Annotated in this window: 11 protein-coding genes; all 11 read right to left on the reverse strand. The window is 39.9% G+C overall.

What is annotated here, in order from left to right:
* Window positions 1–1824: 1824 nt before the first annotated feature.
* The 11 genes from KHS79_RS21775 to KHS79_RS21825 all read right to left on the reverse strand — a co-directional run bounded on the left by KHS79_RS21775 (window position 1825) and on the right by KHS79_RS21825 (window position 20427).
* Entirely contained in the window at window positions 1825–2205 is a 381-nt protein-coding gene (locus tag KHS79_RS21775) for a MarR family winged helix-turn-helix transcriptional regulator (protein ID WP_211233591.1), read from the reverse strand.
* A 71-nt stretch (window positions 2206–2276) separates the two neighbouring features.
* On the reverse strand, window positions 2277–2564 hold the full coding sequence (locus KHS79_RS21780) for a putative quinol monooxygenase (protein ID WP_094789066.1): 288 nt from the start codon (window positions 2562–2564) through the stop codon (window positions 2277–2279).
* 357 nt (window positions 2565–2921) lie between these two features.
* Window positions 2922–4208 (reverse strand): retron St85 family RNA-directed DNA polymerase, encoded by a 1287-nt coding sequence (locus KHS79_RS21785; protein WP_212722106.1) that lies wholly within the window; start codon window positions 4206–4208, stop codon window positions 2922–2924.
* A gap of 8 nt (window positions 4209–4216) precedes the next feature.
* Window positions 4217–6079 (reverse strand): SWIM zinc finger family protein, encoded by a 1863-nt coding sequence (locus KHS79_RS21790; protein WP_212722108.1) that lies wholly within the window; start codon window positions 6077–6079, stop codon window positions 4217–4219.
* Entirely contained in the window at window positions 6072–12593 is a 6522-nt protein-coding gene (locus KHS79_RS21795) for a HEAT repeat domain-containing protein (protein WP_212722110.1), read from the reverse strand. The genes KHS79_RS21790 and KHS79_RS21795 overlap by 8 nt, the downstream gene beginning before the upstream one ends.
* A 23-nt stretch (window positions 12594–12616) precedes the next feature.
* Window positions 12617–15727: a BRCT domain-containing protein gene (locus tag KHS79_RS21800; RefSeq protein ID WP_212722111.1), complete on the reverse strand. Its 3111-nt coding sequence runs from the start codon at window positions 15725–15727 to the stop codon at window positions 12617–12619.
* A gap of 293 nt (window positions 15728–16020) precedes the next feature.
* Entirely contained in the window at window positions 16021–16317 is a 297-nt protein-coding gene (locus KHS79_RS21805; protein WP_212722112.1) for a hypothetical protein, read from the reverse strand.
* Window positions 16318–16366: 49 nt separating this feature from the next.
* Entirely contained in the window at window positions 16367–16882 is a 516-nt protein-coding gene (gene aroK / locus KHS79_RS21810; RefSeq protein ID WP_038289959.1) for a shikimate kinase AroK, read from the reverse strand.
* Between the two features lie 14 nt (window positions 16883–16896).
* Window positions 16897–19017, reverse strand: coding sequence for a type IV pilus secretin family protein (gene pilQ / locus KHS79_RS21815; protein ID WP_212722113.1), 2121 nt, complete (start codon window positions 19015–19017; stop codon window positions 16897–16899).
* A gap of 267 nt (window positions 19018–19284) precedes the next feature.
* Window positions 19285–19812: a pilus assembly protein PilP gene (locus KHS79_RS21820; RefSeq protein ID WP_212722114.1), complete on the reverse strand. Its 528-nt coding sequence runs from the start codon at window positions 19810–19812 to the stop codon at window positions 19285–19287.
* Window positions 19813–19821: 9 nt separating this feature from the next.
* Window positions 19822–20427, reverse strand: coding sequence for a type IV pilus inner membrane component PilO (locus KHS79_RS21825; RefSeq protein ID WP_212722115.1), 606 nt, complete (start codon window positions 20425–20427; stop codon window positions 19822–19824).

Below are 20427 nucleotides of genomic sequence, written 5' to 3' on the forward strand. Positions count from 1 at the left end.
AGATAATATTCCATTATATTGAAATGTTTTATAATCCAATACGGCGTCACACACACAATGACAGGTGCTCACCAGCAAACGCTGAAGCAGCGTATTTTCAAAACCTAGAAACTGTCTAGAAAAGTCAGGCCGTACCATATGTCATAAGAGGTACCTAAAGGGACGAATACCGACTGACCACTATTACTACTCGGAGGTATCGCTCTGTTATTTCTTGATTGATATTCAAAATTTTTATAAAGCCCATAAGTATCTGATAGAGCCACTGAAGACATAAGTAATGTGGAAATAATACCTAGCTTTGATAGTTTTTTATGCATAGCTACTCCGTAATTTTACTACCTTAATATAGGGAGGTAATCTCCCCCTTCCTTCTTGCTAAGAAACTCGGCGCGCTGTTACAAGTACGGCCAAAGAATAGCAAATTTTTTTTTAATCATACCAATAAATAACAGGAATACTTTTTAAGCAATTACATCTTAAGTATATCTAAACAATTATACCCACAGTGAAGGATTTTTAGGAGCGGCCGTCAAGCGATGAAGCCCCCAGAGCTTATATTAATAAGTGACTGGGGTGGCAGTTAAATGCTCCTCGGCAATAGCTCCTGCATTGCTCTACTATATGACATCCATGTCATTATGCATAAACTGCATTCCCACCATCCTTGGTTGTCAAGAGCGATGACAACAAACCCTAAAATTGATTCGCGAAGGGTATATTTACATCTCAACAACAATGCATATTCCCACAAAATAATATGCACTATAATATATAACTCAATGGGATTTTATTTAACGAATACTATTCAGTTACTTTTTTTTAAACAAACCAGCAAAATATCGCATAATATATTTTTGGCGCTCTATCATTAAAATTAAATAAGCTTATCAACCAGCATATAAATAACTTAATATCAGCCTCATAATTATGCTAACTAATTAAGACACAAAAAGCATATTTAAAAAAATGACTTTTCAGTATCGCAAGCCTATTTTTTTAAGGCTAATTAATACAACAGCTGATGCTTTAAAAGTGTTAATGATGCATCAAATGATGAGTTCTCGGAGCTAAATTAGTAAATGACCACGGTAGAGTTACCCTCTCTACATGTCACACATTCAAACTTATTCTGCATGGTGACTACTAATAAATGTAACCTTCACTGATCCATCATACACCCATAATACATAAGGTATTTATTAAGAAAGCCCCAAAGCCCTTATGGGTTTATTATTAAAAAGAGTATCACAGCATTTGTTTTATATGCAAGACGAACAACAATATATTTAGGTTTTAATTTTCACTCTGATACTTAATATATAAAAAGATATATATTTATAAATATACACATGCTTTCATCTATTAGTATTACACACAACAGAGTCAGTTAACATTTAGTCTATTTAGTGATGAAGAATAGACTAAAGTCTAATTTACATTTTAAAATATACAAGGCAAGCAAGTATCACTTGGCATTCAATTACCTTTTCAAATAAAAAGAAAAATTTTTCCAAATAAATTAATAATACACCTTATTTAATTTTCAAGATTAATAAGTATGTCTTGCGTCATCATCACAAACTCGCTTTATATGCGACTACTCTGGTATTCATCAGGTAAGTTAATCACCATAGTTAGAAAGCAATCGGTTAACTAAAGGAACAATATAAAAAAACATCAAGGGTACAAGGATTAAAGTCATTATTAGTGACTTTAATCCAAGTGAAAAAGATAAATCTAATCTCTGTATGACAAATAGAAAAGTCGTTACTATTGGATAGACAAATGCCCATATACAAAAGACGTGTAACAGTTGTTTATTCATTTCTTCAAATCCATCATAAACTTACAGATTACATCAAAGTAACCAGGAAGAACTGACTCTAAAAACTTACATCCCTTTTCGGTTAAAGATACTTGTTTTGCTCGACGGTCTGATTGATCAGCTTTCATGACAATTAACTTTTCATCCACCATACTTTGCAAGGTTCGGGTCATTACAGGGCGAGATACATCGATACGGTCTGAAATTTCACTTACAAGTAAACTATCTCTTTCTGGTTCGCGGTCAATAACGATTAGAATAAGAAATCTTAGCTGAGAAGTATCATGGTCGGAGAAATATGCTTCTATTTGACGGACTAACAGACTGGCTTGACGCATCATCAGTAGAGCAGTTTCAACAGAATCTACGATTTCCATAGAGTGCTGCTTAGCATATCCCTGAATCATTTGTCTTGTTGGCAATTCCTTTAGAAAAAACATGATATTGCCTATCCCAGCTTAGATAGTTTGGTAATTTCTACAGGCTTTGCCAGCCACTCTTTGTATGATTCGAATACCGGCACAACATAAGGCATTGAGTAGTGGTTATCCAATGCAGCTTGATCGTCCCATTCTTCATATAGATACAGTGAAATATCACCTTCATGAACGATGAATTGTCTACAACCTTTCTCTTTCAGAGTAGGCGTTATGATTTTCAAAATAGCAGTCTTTGCATCTTCGAAAAACTCGGCTTTCGGGGTTATTTTGGCAAGTATGAATAGTTGATCTGACATAACTGGCCCCTCTATAAAATTTAGTTATCATGATAACTAAATACCCGAAATATATCAATACTCATTCCCACCCCAGGGCAGGCTGTCGCAATGGTCTAAATATTCTTCAAAATATACTTTTAACCCATATAGCTTTTCGCACATCAACAAAAGTTACTCTCATGGCCCCAAGGTAATTACTGCTGCGATGACTGAAATTGGAAGCTCAGTTCGTTCACTATAAAAAATAAGCGGTAGCTATAGAGGTGCTGGATCTACGAGATCGCACCACTCAGCTAAATAGGGGGAAGAGAAGTTAATTTTATATGGTTTATAGCAAATAACTAAGGTTGACTGTTCTGTCGAACAATAGAACAGTTACGCGGATTGAACAATTTGCTGAAACTGCGTTAAAAAGCTTGCACCTAATTCTGGCTCAACCATGCGGATAAAATTAATTTTCCCTTGGAGTTGGGACAGGGTTTCATCCTCATGAAGCGACTTCCCTTTTGACAGATTATGTAGCATTGCACGTACTTCTCGTTTTGTTGCTCTAGGTACACGAGGCTGAGCGTGCTCATTAACCACTAATCCTGTAATTTGCTGACAACTTCCTGGCCGTAGAATACGTGTTTTTTTACTATTAATATTCAACCCTTCGTCTTTAACAACCTGATGCACAATACCTATTAGCTGTTTTATATTTGGCTCACTCTGAGAACCTGAACAACTAAATGTTAAATCATCAGCATAACGACTATATCGCCAACCATTTTTTTCAGCAAATGCTGTTAAGCGACGATCCATGCTTTTACATAATATATTGGTCAATGATGGACTTGTCGGTGCCCCCTGCGGCAAACAACGATCTGCTAAAGCAATAAAATAAGTTTTATTCTCATGCTCAATACGTTCACGAGGCGCTTCTGTACATAATAATGCTAATAGTGTTGCTACTTGCTCTTTATAACCTGCTTTACGGAATATACCTTTAACACGCCGCCAAGAAATAGAAGGGAAAAAGTCTGCAAGATCAAATTTAACTACAAGTTCGCTTTGTGTATGCTGTTGTGCATTCGTCAGAATAGAACGGCCACCCACAAAACCGTGAGCAGCGCCATGAATCAACATACGCTCAACAATGTTTAATAATATCCAACGTTGTGCTGCTTTTAACTTTGGCTTAGGAGCCCAAATGGATCGTTCTCCTCCACTTCGCTTGGGTATAGAAAACTGTTGATAATGACTATACTCAGCAGCGTTACGGTGGTAAGTAAACCAACGCAGTTCTTTTATCGTTAGTTGTAACTGTTCAGCAAGCTCAGCTGGAGTATGAATAACGGGCAATTGATAACCCACCAATGCTTTATCTGCATTTTCTCGGTCATACTTATCCCAGTCGTCATTATCATGCCAATAAACCTGATCACCTAAATAAACAATGTTATTTTGTTTATAAACCTGCCAAGCCTCTTGGTTCAGCTTTTGTTTTGCTTCTGCTTCTTGTTTAAGCTGCTGTTTATACCGAGCAAGCTCTTTAGCCGACAGTTGTTTTGCATCCAACCGCTTAACCAAATAACCTTTTTTCTGCAGCTGCTTGTTTACATACGCGTCAATACTACCTGCGTGCTGTATATCCTGCCAAAGTTGCTGAAAGTCAGTCATTGGTCATACTACCTTGCTGTTGCATCAATAAAGCCACGAGCTAATAGACGTTGCTTTTGCTCATTAACGGCCGACTGCGCTGCTTGCTGAGTATTAAATACCCACTGCTGCATTCGTAATGAAGTACCTGCTTTTCCCCAACGCAGTGTTACCCGTTGCTGGTGACGTTGAACCAAGTAAACATGCTCGCTCTCCGCAACACGACGGGTAAAATAATGGCGCTCATAAATAGGGTCACTTTCAGGCTGCTGTTGTTGTTGAAAGTGTGCCATCCGCAAGGCAACAATATGTGCACATGGTCCCTGGCTCATCCCTTGTTTAACGAATGTGAAACAACTGCACTCAGCTTTACTGACATGACCTTCCTCAGTTACCTGAATCATTGTACTGATGGGTGATTTACTGTCAGCATTTAATGTCGCCGTTAACTCAATAGTATCGCCTGGTAACCAATGCTGTTTAACATCAGAAACAGCTCTCGTATCTAGTAAATTCATAGCATCAGCAGACACATCATCACGATAACGAAGCTGGTGGCTGTCCGGTATTTGATCCAATAAAGGCCGATAATAAAAACACTGTTGCAGCATGTTAAAACTAATTAAACCATGCTGAATGCCATGTTGCGTCAATGCAAGTGTATCTGGTGCAGATAGGCTTAATTCATTGGCCAGCGCATCCAAACGATGTGGTTGTTTTTGTAGACATGATAACAATGCATCGAATTGTTCAACATTTATGGTTTGATGTCTTGGTAACAATAAGTCAAAGCGTGCAGCTTGAGACCAGTTTGCTGCAGTAAAACCACTTAATACCAAGGTTAATCCAACCCCTTCACCTTGAGCTTGCCAAATACTGGGTAAACCACTACCTAATAAATGAACAGAGATGTGTTTAGTATGAGACAAAAATGACTGTAAATGCTGTAACCGACGACGTCCCCATATTCGAATAACCTTAGGTTCTGAGCCTGTCCAGGGTTCTGCAGAAGACTCAATGACTTTTTCCCAAGGTTCTAAGACCAGTTTTGGGTATTGATTTGGCACCAGCTCAATTTTAATTCCACGTTTTTTACCTTTAACATCACGATTTAAACGTAAAAAATGCAGCACGTTATAAAGATCAATGGGGGCCAGCTTAAAGCTGTCACCTGGCAATTGCATGGCTGATTGAATCTGCAATAATCCTCGTAACCAACTATCAGGCAAGTGCGTTTGCTTTGCTAATACTTGTCCTTGCTGCGCTGTTTCCAGCCCAATGGCTTGCTGGCCTATATGGATTTCAGTGGTTTTATATTGCCGTAACTGTTGAACACCCTGAAAAAAATGTGCTGAAAAATCAACATTGGTGGTACCACAACTTATTGGTGACAATAACTCCAACTGGCTATGAGCAATACTTAACTGAGCATAGCAACTCTCATCTTTACTAAATACTTCAAAAGTCGTGTAATCAGGATGGACACTCACCACAGGGTCTAATACGCAATAAGCGAGCGGATCATTTTCAGCCAGCCAGTCAAAATACGCTTGTTGTGCAGATAAAATATGACGACGTTGATTAGTACGCTGTAATTCTTTAAACGCTAAATATTGAGCACGATCTTTTGGTTTGTAGCGTAAATCACTACTGACTACCTGATATAAAGCAGATAAACCACTTCTCATGACTGTCGAGCGCATCAGTCGCGCATGAAGCTTAACAGGCTGTCGAGTCAGAGTACTGAATAGTGATAACTGTTGCAGCTTTTCCGAGGTATGAACACTACTGACCTGACTATAGGTCAACTCAACAGCTGTCGTACTTATTTCCATCACTTCAGCATTTTGGCTATTTAGTGGAGATAATGACTGCTGTGCCTTGTCACTCATACTGATCTCCTATTTCCAGTGACTTATCACTCCCATCATTGCCTAACACATCCGCTACACTCAGCTCAGTTTTCTTACGTTGGCGAGCACGCTGGCTACTACGTAATGCACGATATGCTGTTTTTTGCAGAGAGGGTGATAGTGACTTGGCTTTAATGAGTTTTTCCAATGCAAACTCCGCATCTTCAGCTTGTAAGTAACCTAATGCCAGGAGTGCATCAGCACGCTGCTGTGTAATTAGCTGCTCATTGTTTATAAGTGCCAACAGTGACTCAATAGAGTGTTGTTGTTTGCCCGCCAATGCTAATAAGGGTTGCTGCGTGTCTTCTTCCAATCTTTGCAGTGACTCCAGCGAAGGCTGTCCTAACCAATTTTCTGCCAAAGCGTCAAAAGCATTAGCGGTGCTGTCAGCTATAGGTTCATTTTGTACCTTACTCAATAATGTAAATACTTGTTGCTGCAAACTGCCTTGAACATGATTTTTGAGTGACTCCAGCAACTCAATTAACGGTTCACTCATGGTATACGACTGTTGCAGCTGAAGCTGTATTACTCGAGCCATTAACGACTGAACAGCTAAATACTTTGCAGGTAACTGGTAGACCGTAGTAAGCACAATATCCGCAGCTTGGTGTTTAATTAAACACCAGACACCATCCCGCAAACAGTTCTTTAGTTGTTTTTGATCAAAGTTTTTCTGGTCTGCTTCAACAACGTGGAGTGGTAGCACTGAACGCCGGAAGTATGTTAATTGCCGCTGACACATTGCTTCCACTGCTGCCAGTGCCGTACTTGAAGGGTCACTCAAACGTCCTATCAACCTAGCAGCCATACCATTCACATCAGGATGCTCGTGAGTAATACCCTGTAATAATAGGGACTCGTCATAAATGGGATTAGCTAAAAACCCTTGACTCAATAGTTGTTTGGTTTTAGCGCTACACTCTGCTAACAGCAGTAAACGCTTTAATCCATCCCCATAACGAGCAACACGAATTAATAATTTTTCATCCCAATAGTTTGCTTGATTTTTAAGTACCACATAATCAATTTCACGTACCTGGTTGTCAGTAACAGGCCAGATATGCTCCGCCACTTCCATTGCTACACTGACAATACGCCTATTATCGTCCAGCTCAACCAAGTTAAATAAAACTCTCAAGTGTTGTGAATCTTGAGCAAATCGCATTTGCCTTAGCGCCTCAACACGATACCGAGGTAAAAATGCTTTATTTTGAATACACGCTACCAGAGCAGCCCAAGACTTGGGAGAATCAAACCATCTTAATGCTTTAATTGCGCGATCAATTTGTGATGCGTAATTACTTTCGCCTTGCTTCACTATTTTGGTTAGTAAGCTGAGTACTTTATCAGCTTGGTCTGTATGCTTGAGGTAACCTACTGCTTCTATCGCATCGTCTTGTAGCGCATGTTCTTCATTGGTCGCAAGATCCAGTAATAAGTCAACTGTATCTGCATCACCAAGACGACCTAAAGCAATGACTGCACGTTGGCGATTTTCATACGCCGGGTCCATATCAATGGCCGCTAACAAAATACGCTTACCCGCCCGATCACCCACCATTGCCAAGCCTTCTGCAGCAATAAAACGCACTTGTGCTTGTCGGTGTGCAAGTAATTGCTGTAATAATTGGGCACTTGCCCCACGGTATCTTACACGCCATGTATAGTGTTCAAGTAAGCGATAAAACATCGCATCAGGCAAACACGGCATAATATTCGCGAGCAGGGAATTAATATCAGCAGACTCAGCAAACTTTAAAGGCTTTAAGAGTTTCTCTAAACGCTCAAAGTGACCTAAATTGACTAGCGTTTGCACCAGCTGCACAAGTAACTCATCACATAATGGATATTTCGTAGCTTGCAGTTGCTGAGTAGGTGTAATTTTTAAGGCTTGGTCATAACCACTGATAGTGGTCAAAGCATCCGTTACTGCTCGCGTATGCTGGTGCTTATTTAAAAGCTTAAGTAGTTGTGGTGCTAACGTTACCTGTCGATATTTAGCAACGATGGTCAGTAAATCCTCAACAGGCAGTGACTTTGAGCGATTACTTTCAATCATTTGCATGACTGGCCCAACAATTTCAGGCTGATTAACCTGCCGTAAGGCATTCACAATTAGGCGGGCTTCCCTTTGCTGCTGGCTATTGGCTAATAAGTTTAGTAGCACCACCATTGCCTGCGACTGCCCTTGTGGAACAAGCATATTACCCGCTTGTAAATGAGCATCTTGTTGGGATGACAGTAATCCTTGCTGCTGATAAAGTGCAATAGCCACCTGCAAGGCTGTATCCCGCCAAGCTCCCTGCATCGCTTCGACTAAAATGGCAAATAATTCAGATTTGCCTTCTTCATAACTTTTAAGTAACCATTGAACAGCATTTGATCGAAGCTGAGCTGAGCTGGCTTTTGTACCTAGCACAGCAGCTTGTACTTCACCTTTAAACTGAGCGTATAAAGTAAACGCCTCAAACTCCAAACCATCCGTACGTTCTTGTAAACACTGCTTTAACACAGCAACTTCTGCATCACTTACCCTTTCTGCAGCGATCAGTTGAAGACCTGCTTTAGCAATATCTAAGTACTGGCTCTGTAGGGCTTCCCCTATCAGCAATGACTTTTGCTGAGTACGGGAAGACAGTAATGCCCACGCACGCTGGCGAACATCTGAATATTTATCATGTAAACACTGAATTAACATGGGTTCAGCTTGTTGCCACCATACGCCAAATTGATCTGTTAATTTGATGATGGTTTGTAAAGTACTTAGCCGTAAAGCAACTCCTTGTGATGACAGCAATTGTTGATGACTCAATAAGCCATACAAAATACCAAGTGCCCACTGTTGTAGGCATTGTTCACTTGTTGGAGGTATATTTTGTTGAGACTGTGTATCAGCATTAAGCAACAACTGCTGAATATCTTCCTGATAACGCTGTTTGAATCGCAACCAAATTAATCGTGCACGTTTTGGTTCTTCTGACACCCATGAAAATAACTGGTAAGCAAAGCGTGCTTTCAATGGCAGATTATCAGCCAAAAGAATAGCTGCCATGATGTTAAAATCATCCAGCGTTAGCAGTGTTTCAGTTGTTACATCTGTTGACAAAGTAGCCTGATCATCACCCATTTTTTTAGTAGAAGACCCAGACAGTTCGCTACTCTCTTGCTGTAGCCAACATACAACACTTTGCTCAATAGTTTTCTGTAGTGCAGGCTTATCATTAAATACAGCTAATGCTTGAGCAACATAAAGGTGTAGCTGTAAATCACGCTGATTTAATAAGTCTAATAATGGAGTCGGGTCTACGGCTTGTGGACAGGTATGGGGTAAAACCCCCAATAAAAAACCAAGTAGCGGCTGGTTCTGAATGACATCAGGTAATGTATTTCGGACTGTTAATGGCTCACTATGTCCTGCAACTGTTTTATTTAGACACAGAAAAACCGCCAATTGCTGCCACGAAGTCAAGGCTGAGTTTTTCTGTTCAAGAATGCCAGCAACCTCATGCTGACCCAACAACACCAAACCCAAAGCCGCATAGGCTTGCTGCAAAGTATTATCGACTTGCAATAAGCGTTGTAACAAACCTTGCTCAGCTGGCGTTGCACACCAACTTAATGCATAGGTTGCTGTGGTGGCTAGTGGCTGATGCTTATCTTGTAAATAAGGTTGAATATAGGGTACAGCGTCTGCAGAACCAAGTTCAGCAAGTGCCTCAAGTACTTCTATTTGACGGTTCTGCCATATTATTTTGTGCTCTTTACTTTCAGGTGCTTTTTCAGCCAGTAACTGACATAAAGCCTGTTGTGCGCGCTCATCACCAACCATCGCCAAGGCTTTTGCTGCAGCTATAACACAGTCTTTATGGGTTGAGCTTAATGCAACTGCAACTTCATCCCAAGCTTGAGCAATAATGAGAGAGTCAATTGCCTGATGACGTAGCTCGGGATCTTCATCTGCAATAAACGACACAAGCAGTAATTGTGCCGCATCAGAGTTTAAATCAATTAGCTGCTTTAATGCCTGCTGACGCAAATCCCTATGCAATGATTCTGCCGCATGCTGTAAGGGTTTTATTGGCTGATCTTCAAATTGCTTTTGAGCTGCAGCAAATGCCTGTGAACGAACCTCATAAAAGCCATCATTAAACAACTGGATCAACAGAGCTGGCTGCCAAACACTCCTTTTATGTGCTAACAATTCATGTAAGGCAATAAGATGGCAGTCTTCAAAGTGACTATCCAATAATAAAGCTACACCTTCAGCTTTACCTTCTGACCAGGCTGTATTTAAACATGCCTTAGCGGCCTCTTGTCTTACTCGCTGATGAGGGCTGTTGATACCTTGCAATAACCAATGCTTACGATAAGACGGCTCTACATCTTCAAGCATAGCTAACAAGCGCTGTAATCCTTGTAGATGCACATCTTCTGCGGTTGATTGCCATGCCAATGCAATCACTTGATAAGGTTCATCCATTAACAGCTGTTCAATGGCACTGAACGCAGCCATACGTACACCACCATCTTTATCATTCAGCAACCGCTGGAGATGTGAGAGTGCATGCTGATCTTTAAGTAATGACAGGGCATAACATACATCCAGACGTGTAGACTGCGCCTGATGATTAACCAATTGCAACAATACAGGAAGTGCACAGGGATGCTGCTGATGCGCTAAACAGCGAGCTGCTAATAAAACAATATCGGTATAATGAGAAACCGTGGCAGGCAGCAAAATATCTATATCATGCTGTGTAAGTAAAGGTACATTCGCAAACTGTTTTTCAAGCGACTTATGATTATTTTGACCATGCAGAGAAAAATCATTTATATCAGTTAATTGCCGTGCAATATATTCATCTGCTTGATATAAAAAAGCAGCAAGCGCTTTACGACTGAGAACCATAACCCAAAAAGCCGTATTTCGAACATCATTGTCCTGATCACTTAAGCGCTGCCTTACAGCAATATTTACAGCTGAGTTCATTAATTGCTGCTGTTGATAGCAACGAATAAGCGCTGCCCTTCGAATATCAGAAAACTGTGTATTTAATGCATGTAAATAAATTTCAATTGTTTCACTTGTTACTTGTTCAAGACAGTGCAATGCATAATGTCGTATTCGATTGTTATTGTGATTTAATGCTTCCATTAAAACACTTTGTGACTGTCCTTCTTCATTGGCATTCACCCACTCAGTCAATAGTGCTAATGCGGCAAAACCAATATTTTCATACTCCGTTTGTAATGCCTTTTGCGCTAAACGAATATCACCACGTTGAGTAATAGACTGTAGTGCCGTAAATGCCTTAAGCCTAACGTCATCATCACTATGCTTAAGCTGTTTTAACCATAAGTTCAAACAGCTAGGGTGACGTGCTTCAGTAAGGTATTTTGCTGCTAACCGCCTAAGCTCAACGTCCCGCTCACGCTCAACAACGTCTGCCAATAAACGAAGTGATTGTTGATCAAAGTGTTGGGCCAGCTGCTCAATACCTTGCTGTCGATGCTTTATATCACTTGCAGAAAGATTAAACTTTGCTTCAGCTATAGCGTCATTAATGACTTTTTGAGACTGACCAAAACGATGTTCAGCTGTCAGGGCTATTAATTGAATGGTATGATCTTCACCCGCAACAGCTAACCAACCTTGTTCTGAATCTTGCACATAAGCCAAATCTACAGGCACTGGAATCTTACCTGTATAAGTCACTGGTTGTCCTTTCGTCATTGGCCAGCTTTTTAGTGTTTTATCACTGGCTGCTGTAAACAGGCGATTTTCAGTAATGAATAATTCTTTAATCGCTTGCTTATGCATTGCGTTTTGTCCTCGATCCAGCAACGCAATGTCATCATGCCCAGTATGAATATCAATGCAATAAAATGTTTTATCTTGGCCACAACTGTATAAACGCCCATCCGTCTCACTAAAAGCTAACGCAGTAAAAGCCTGTTTATGTACTTCCTGTTGGAGATATAGCTGCCACCCTTTTTCTTCAGTAAAAGCATAAATAGTGAGTAAACCTTGTATGCTACCCACAGCAATATATTTTCCTGTTTTATCAACAGCCAGTTTTACACCTGGTTCCATAAGCGTCAGCTGTTGCTGTAACTCACCATTTTTTGTACCAAGCAACCATATATACTGCTGCTGTAAAACAGCTAATTGCTTGTCGGCGATAACAATCGTATCAATCTCTATTGATTCAGCCGGAGAAAATGGCACTGGTGTCAGTACATCGTCAGCAAGTGATTTTTTCCACAGCTGATGTTGGCTATCCATCAACCATAAAATACCTTCATCAATTGCTATATGCTTAGCACCGGTTGCTAAAGCATCTCTTTTAAACTGCTTAGTTTTTACGTTGTAGTAATATAGCCCTGTTGGTTGCCCTTCACTATGCTCAGTCACCCAATACAACTGATTATCATGACCTAACAGAGCACGAATAGCACCTCGATAGGGTAAATAAAGCGTCTGGCTCATAACTTCTTCCTGCTCTTTTTTAATTAGGCAAACTGCGTTGGATGAGCTAGGCGTATTCGAGTCAAAGCAACCAAACACGCCTCTCGTTCCATTTTACTTAAAGAGCGACTAAAACCTTGTAATAATGACCAAATAGCTTGGGCAAATGGCAAATCACGCTCAGCAAATTCCTGAATAGTTGCAATCAACGCACACTTACTTTTTATAGAGGAAAATGCCGTATAAAAGGCCTCTTTCTTTTTATTCATACGGGTAGGAGGAATGGTAAATAATTCATTACAAACTAACTGTTGCCAATCATCTAAAGGAAAATCAACTGAACGAGCGCCATTACCTTTTCGGTAGTGAAGCCATAATTGATGTATTGCAAAATAGCGCAATTGTCGATCTGGGCTATCAAGTAATAATAAAAGCACATTTGCGGATAACTGCCCGAGTTGTTGCAAAGCATACAGGCCAAGCGTTCTTGATACTTTATGGTTTGACTCACATAACACTAACCAATCAACAACCTTATAGTGACTTAAATCCAAATGGCAAGCTTGCAGGATGGCTGGCTGATTTACTATGCTGTCCTGAATAAAGACATTTACTTCATTGTGATTTTGCTCAAGTAATTGAACCAAAGTTTTGGTAGTGGGCTGCCATGCTTGCCACTCTTGTTCAGCAAACCGTAAGGCAAAAGCTCTTAACTTTCGGTCACTGTGTTTAAACAAAGGAAAAAAGCGCTGTAATGTTAAAAACTCAGCAGGAATTTCTGCACCAGGATCAACGGGGCGATCAGTTTCAATTAAACAAAGCTGTTGGTGATGATGTATTAAATAATGGCGAGCAAATTCGGCTAAGCTTTGCTGTTCAACTTTAGATGCGGTTGCCCACTGCCATAATACCTCACACCCAGCCATTATATCTTCAGCTGAAGACTCAACTTCCTGTCCTGATGTTTTTTTCAAAAACGCAGTTTCAGAAATAATGGCTATTTCTGCACCTTGAGCCTGTAGTTGCTCAGCTTTAACCTGCTTGCTACCTTTTTTGCCATTACCATACAACGGCGAACCTTCATCACCAATAACTAAGTAATTTAATTTTCCATTAACTGCACTAGCAACTGTACCTCCCAGCTTTTTAACCAATGCTTGTGCTTCACTTCTTGTCATTGTTGCCAGCTTGCCCGTAAATAAGAAGCGTTGACCTTCAAAATTTACTGACTCATCCGCTTGTGTTGTTACAACAGATTTGGCCTCAGATAAAGCTGTAGCTTGAGCTGAAGTGTTACTGGCAAAGTCAGCCGGCAAGAAATTAATTGTGAGTATATCAACCGCAAACAGGTGGTATTCCTGGTTAGTTGATGATGCTAATGTAAGTAGCCAATCTAAACCTAGTGTTTTCGCAGAAAACTGTCGTACATCCTTGAGCCAGTCGCGAACCTCTTCTGCTAACTCTTCCATAAACTGAGTCACTGCAGGCCACTTTTTATCTTGGTTTATAAGCTGTGCACGCCACTCAGCTTGCTGCCAGTCTGGTTCATAAACCAGTGATTGGCAAAATGCAGCACCTAATGTTGCTGCTTTTAATTTACCCTCATTTATCCAGTCGATAATGGTTTCAGTGGCTAAAGGATGGAGTAAAAGCTGCTGTAAGTAATCTTGTGTTAACCCAGATAATTCAAAGTTTTTGATGTTCGATAATGCAAAATCAGCAACATAGGCACCTAACGGCTGCTCTTCGTCAGTATTGTTAAGTAATAACTCCAAGAAGAAATTCAGTGTAATTTCAGATAAGCTGTAATTATCAACTAAATAATTAACTGCAAAATTAAAGGCTTCATAATTATTTGATAGCAGTTGTTGCTTTAACCAAGCTAAAGTAATTTCTTTACACGTATACAATTTTTTAATCTGCGTAGCTGCAAACTCATGGGCATACTTATCCGCAAGTAATGCACCCCAAGTTGAAAGTGAAACGTGCTTACGAAGATTAAACAGCTGAACCAAAGTCTCAGCAAATGCACGGGTATTTTTGTGCTGTGACTGTAGTAACTCAAGAAGCTGGTCACAGGTTAGTTCTTTGTGATTAACTTGAAAGAAATCAATTGCAAACTGTCGTGCGTCTGTGACTTGAGAGTTAAGCAACCCCCACATTAAGTCAAACAGCCCAAGTTTTAGTAGTGATTTTTGTTCATAAGCGGGTGCATGGTGTATTAACCAAATGACAAACTTATCAATTTCTCTACTTTGACCTGTTGGCAAAGATTTCAGCCATTCACAAGGTAAACACCGTAATCCAGTTATAAAGTACTTTTGTAACAGTTCAATAGCAAAACGCCTTACCAGTTCTGCATTTGATAATGACAGTATCTTGATAAGAGGTTTTAAGTGTAATTGCCAAGCCTCAGAAAAAGCACAGTGTTTAATGACATTTTGTCGGTCACGGATATGACGAAATTGATTTCGTGAATACTTTTTACTTTCATGGTAAAAAATATGATTAGCAATCCAAGTTGCTGCCCAAGGAGTATCATCTCGATAATGAATTAATACTTGCCCTGCCACAACAGGATAAAGTGATGGCCAACGCTTGCCAATATTCCTTAATGTACGCCAAACCCGTCGTGCAAGATAAGCTAATGTTTTATTACTTACCTCATCAAAATGGCCTTGGCTAGCCAAAGCCATATCAACACGAGCTGCTAGCAATCCGTAGACTACGTAATCTTGCTCTAACTCAGCCAACTTAAAGATAAGTTTAATAGCCCGCCATACACCGTAAGCAAAAGGTAACTCAGCTAAAACCTGTAATAATATTTGTCTATCTAGCACACACTTACTTTGCCAAAGAGGCAACACTAATTTATATATCAACAAGCGTCCATGAGTATCTGGCAATTTAGTCACTTGCTGAAAATAGTTTTCACGAAACTGCTGTTGTTGCTCGACTGTAAGCTGTAGATAACTAGGGGAACGTAAATGTATAACAAACTGCTCAACTGACATTAACTCTGTACGTTGGTGCTCACTTGAGAGCGGCTCTACAGTTTGTTGTTGCGCAATATATTGACTAAGAAATGTAGAAAATTGAGGGTCTTTTGAACGGAGGGCTTGTTGAAGTGTGCTCAACGATAATAATGCTGACAAGGTAACACCTTTATAATACTACGGGCTTGTCCATTTTAGTTTTTATCACTTGCTTAGCCACTATACGAAGGCTGTTATTTAGCAGTACAAAAACGCTCACTAATACTTGTGAGAATAATCTAACGCTCAATCATTATGTGGAGATAAAATTAAACCTAACAACTTGACTCAAAGCTTTACTTAAAGCAATACACTATCAGTCAAATTGTTAGGTTCTACTTGCTGCGTATCTACTTCATGACTTGGGACATGGAAGGCTCACTGGATCGCGCCACTATATACCGTTATGGTAACTAGCGTAACCGCGATTGCGTGGTTGGCTCAGGTCGCTGGTTACCATAACGGTATATAGTGGCAAAGCGAGCCTGAAATAGCCTTCCTTGTGTACAGTGCATAGCAATAAGCAAGAACGGCGCATCACCGCTCCGGTGTTTCCACCAAGCTAGACCATGACCAGCAAGTACAGTGCTTGTATACCAGTTTAAAATATAGACTGCAACTATTGTAAGACAAGTTGCTTGTGAGTAGACATAAACTATACGAAAAAGCAGAAATACATCAGTTATAGTAAAACTAAAAAGGCTACTCATAAACTCAGTAGCCTATCAACCATTACACCCTAAGTAGTTACATTCACATCTAGTGTTGAATAACACGACAAATTTCATTAACCACTGTCCGAGGAATTTTGTTATCCGTGGTAATAATATAATCAGACACTTCCCTATAAAATGGATCACGAATTTTCATTAAGTTCGCTAAGACGGCTTGAGGATTTTCATTTTGTAACAGTGGGCGCCGCTTATCTCGAAAGGTACGTGCAAGCTGTTGCTCAACACTTGTATACAAATAAATAACCGTCCCTGTACTTTGCAGTAGCATTCTACGGTTCTTTTCCCGTAAAACAGCACCGCCCCCTGTGGCTAAAATAATTCCATTTTCGTGAGTCAGTTCTGCCAGCATCGCAGATTCTCGCTCACGAAAGCCTTCTTCACCTTCTACATCAAAAATCCAAGGAATATCAGCACCTGTTCGTGCTTCTATTTCTCGATCAGAGTCTTTGAATTCCACATCAAGTGCTTTAGAAAGCAAACGCCCGATGGTGCTTTTACCAGCACCCATCGGGCCAACCAAAAAGATACTCGTTTTAATCATGGCCTACATGTCAATTAACGTTGGGTTAACGCATTATCAACAATTTTAGGTGTAATGAAAATCAGTAGTTCTTCTTTCTTATTATTATCCGTAGTTCTGCGGAAAAGCCGACCTATTGCAGGCAAATCCCCTAAAAAAGGTACTTTGCTATTTACTTGCCTATTTGTTTCTTCAAACACTCCACCTAACACTAAGGTTTCACCATCAGGCACCAATACTGTTGTATTTACTTCATTGGTATCAATAGCAGGAGCGCCATTAAACTCAGTCTCAGCAACAGCATCTTTTGTAACAGCAACTTTAAGAGATACATGCCCATCAGCTGTTATTTGAGGAGTTACCTCTAACGATAACACAGCTTTTTTGAAGGAGGTTGATGTCGCACCACTAGAACTTGCCTCCTGATAGGGAACTTCTTGGCCTGTTTCTATCCTGGCCGTCTGCTTATCTTGAGTTAAAACTTTAGGTTGAGAAATCAGCTCTCCTTTATTTTCAGACTCAATAGCACTCAGCTCTAAATTCAATATGGCACTATTAGACACAAAACCAATACTAAATGTACTTGTAGCAGGAGAAAGGGGTAAATTAACCAAGCTTGCATTGCCTGGAGTTGTTGAACCTGTGGTATTATCGTCTCCACTACCACCCAAACGCCACTTCCCACCTTTCTTTATCTTACCACCACTCCACTCAATTCCTAAGTCACTAGAAACATCAATATCTGCTGTAACAATACGGGCCTCAATCATAACTTGTTTTACAGGAATATCAATCTTGGTCAGCAAGTCACGAATACTATCTAGCTTTGCTTGAGTATCATGCACCAAGATACTATTAGTGCGGTTTACAACTTGTATGGTACCTCTTTCTGAAAGCAGCCTTATCCCAGAAGCACCGTCCTTAGAGGTCCCAGAAAACTTAATTAACGCAGCAATTTCTATTGCATCTGCATATTTTATTTGTATTAACTCTGTAAATGTTGGTGCTAGCTCTTCAATTTGCTTACTATTTTCCAGCTCTTGTTTTTCACGGGCAGCTATTTCTTCCGCAGGGGCAACCATTAACACATTCCCCACTTGTCGTTTATCCAGGCCTTTCGCTTTCAATACCAGATCAAGCGCTTGGTCCCAGGGAACATTTTGCAGGCGTAGTGTAATATCACCTCCAACAGTATCACTTGCTACTAAGTTTAAATCAGTAAAATCAGCTATTAACTGAAGTACTGAACGCACATCAATATTTTGGAAATTTAAAGATAATTTTTCACCTGTATAAAGCGCTCGATTCTGTTTTAACTGCTCAATTTCTTTAGCAGTTAAGGACTTAACACTAATAGTAAGCGTATTATCTGTTTGATATGCTAAGTAGTCATATTCTCCCTCAGGCTCAATAGTAATAACAGCATTACCACGCTCTACAGTAGCATCTATGTAGTGTACTGGTGTTGCAAAATCAACTACATCTAACCGGTTACGTAAATTCGTTGGAATTTTTGTTTCAGGAAACTCTAAGCGAATTCGACCACCCTGCTCGTCCATATCCAAAGACACATTAGGGTTTGATAATTGAATAATTACATTGCCTTCACCTTCTGTACCCCGCTCAAAGTCTATGCTACTAATTGCTTTGACATTCCTGTTATATAGTTTTTTTCGAGCCTGCTTATTACTAACAGCAGGTGGAGTCTGCGTATATGTTGCTTGAGAAGCTGATCGCGAGGTCTGCTGCGCCGCAGCTAGATCCTGGCCATCCGTTCCTATTAAAATATATAAATTATTCCCGTCAATTCGCGTCGCATATTTAGCCGGCTGGTTTAAATTAACGACTAGACGTGTTTTGTCTTTTGTCTCTAAAACCGTAATACTTTTTGTATTACCAAAACCAATTTCATTAAATTTCTTTGCTAGCGCACTTTGTGTGCCAGGTAAGTCAATAGAAATTCGTGCAGGCCGTTCTACCGTGTAGCCTTTTGGTGTTGGTACTGCACCATCAAATTGCAGTTTTAATTCAACTTTTTCCCCCGGAAGAGATGCTACATCCAAATCTGTAATGACTGATGCCAACACCTGCCAGGAGTTGAAAGCCAAAACAGTGGCTATTGCCAAACCAGCTTTTTTTAAGCGTATGGTGTTCATACTTACCCACCAATGTTATTGAATACCACGATTATCACTGAGTCTTGAATAGCCTTAACCAGAGCAGCTCAACATTAATAAACAAGCGAATTCATTCCACCATCGCCAGCATATTTTTAATTAAAAATATGCATTAATGTTTATAAGCCAGTCCTTAAAGGCGGGCGATTCCATGCCTTACACATTACTGTGTAAAGTTAGCGCAGCCAGCACTGGAAGCAGCGAATTGAATAAAACAGACTTCCCCCACAGATGTGCTTTAATGGCCTACCCTTCATTTAATGCAATTGTTCTAGGGCGTTCTACCCACTTATCTTTACCACTTGGAACGATTTCAGTCACTTTTATTTCAGTCTCCGAAATTGAAATAATTTTGCCGTGATTTCGTCCTAAGTAATCTCCCTCTTTAACTCGGTGGACACCTCCCCCCCCTCGAATCAAAGCCCAAAAACCATCATCATTACTTATACTACCAACCATCTGGAACGTTTCTATACCAAAATTTTCCAAATACTGTTTTGGGCGGTTAAAATCTGGTTTGACTGACGAATCCTGTTGATCTTCCTTTTCAACTACCTCAATAGGGGCAATGAAAGGGCTTCGTAACCCTGAAGCACTATAAGTAAATGCTTCATAGGGTTTAACAATTGGAATAGGGGGTATACTTCCTTTTGGTCTTGCTCTTACTTCATCCATAAAAGATTGTAAATCTTCATACTCCCTACTCGTACAGCCTGCCAGTAATACAACACCGCTCAATAACGCTACCAGGGAAACTTTTGTGTAACCGCTCATACCCAGCCCCTAGTTTTCTTCAGTCTTATCATTATAACGATAAGTCTTAGCAGTTATATTCATCGTTAGAATTTCAGCATTATTTGACTGTGGCTTAATATCAAAGTTATGCAATGTAACAATTCTTGATAAACTAGCAACAGCACTCACAAAATTACCTAAATCGTGATAATTACCCTGAACATTTATTTGAATCGGCAGTTCAATATAAAACTCTTTGGTAATTTCCGCTTGCAAGTCAATTGAGTTAAAGTATAGACCACTTCTTAAACCTGCACGGCTAATGTCTTCTAAAAGACCAGGCACTTCTGTATCTGTAGGCAACTGTTTAACCAAATCCCCTAATGTGCGCTCCATTTCAACCATTTGTTCTTTATAAGCATCTAGGTTTGCTGCCTGAAAGGCCTTTATTTTAAACTGTTCTTTTAATTGATCTTCTTCTTTTTGAACCGTTTCGTATTGATTATTTAATTCTTCTAGATGAAATTTATAGCCTAAAAACAGCACCGCGCCAAACAGAATAATTGCTACAACAATTTTTATTGGAGCAGGCCACGCCCCAACATTTTCAAGATCAAGTTCATTTATATTTTTAAAGGAATCAGCAACACTCAT

The organism is Zooshikella ganghwensis (assembly GCF_018263875.1).
GTDB lineage: Bacteria > Pseudomonadota > Gammaproteobacteria > Pseudomonadales > Zooshikellaceae > Zooshikella > Zooshikella ganghwensis.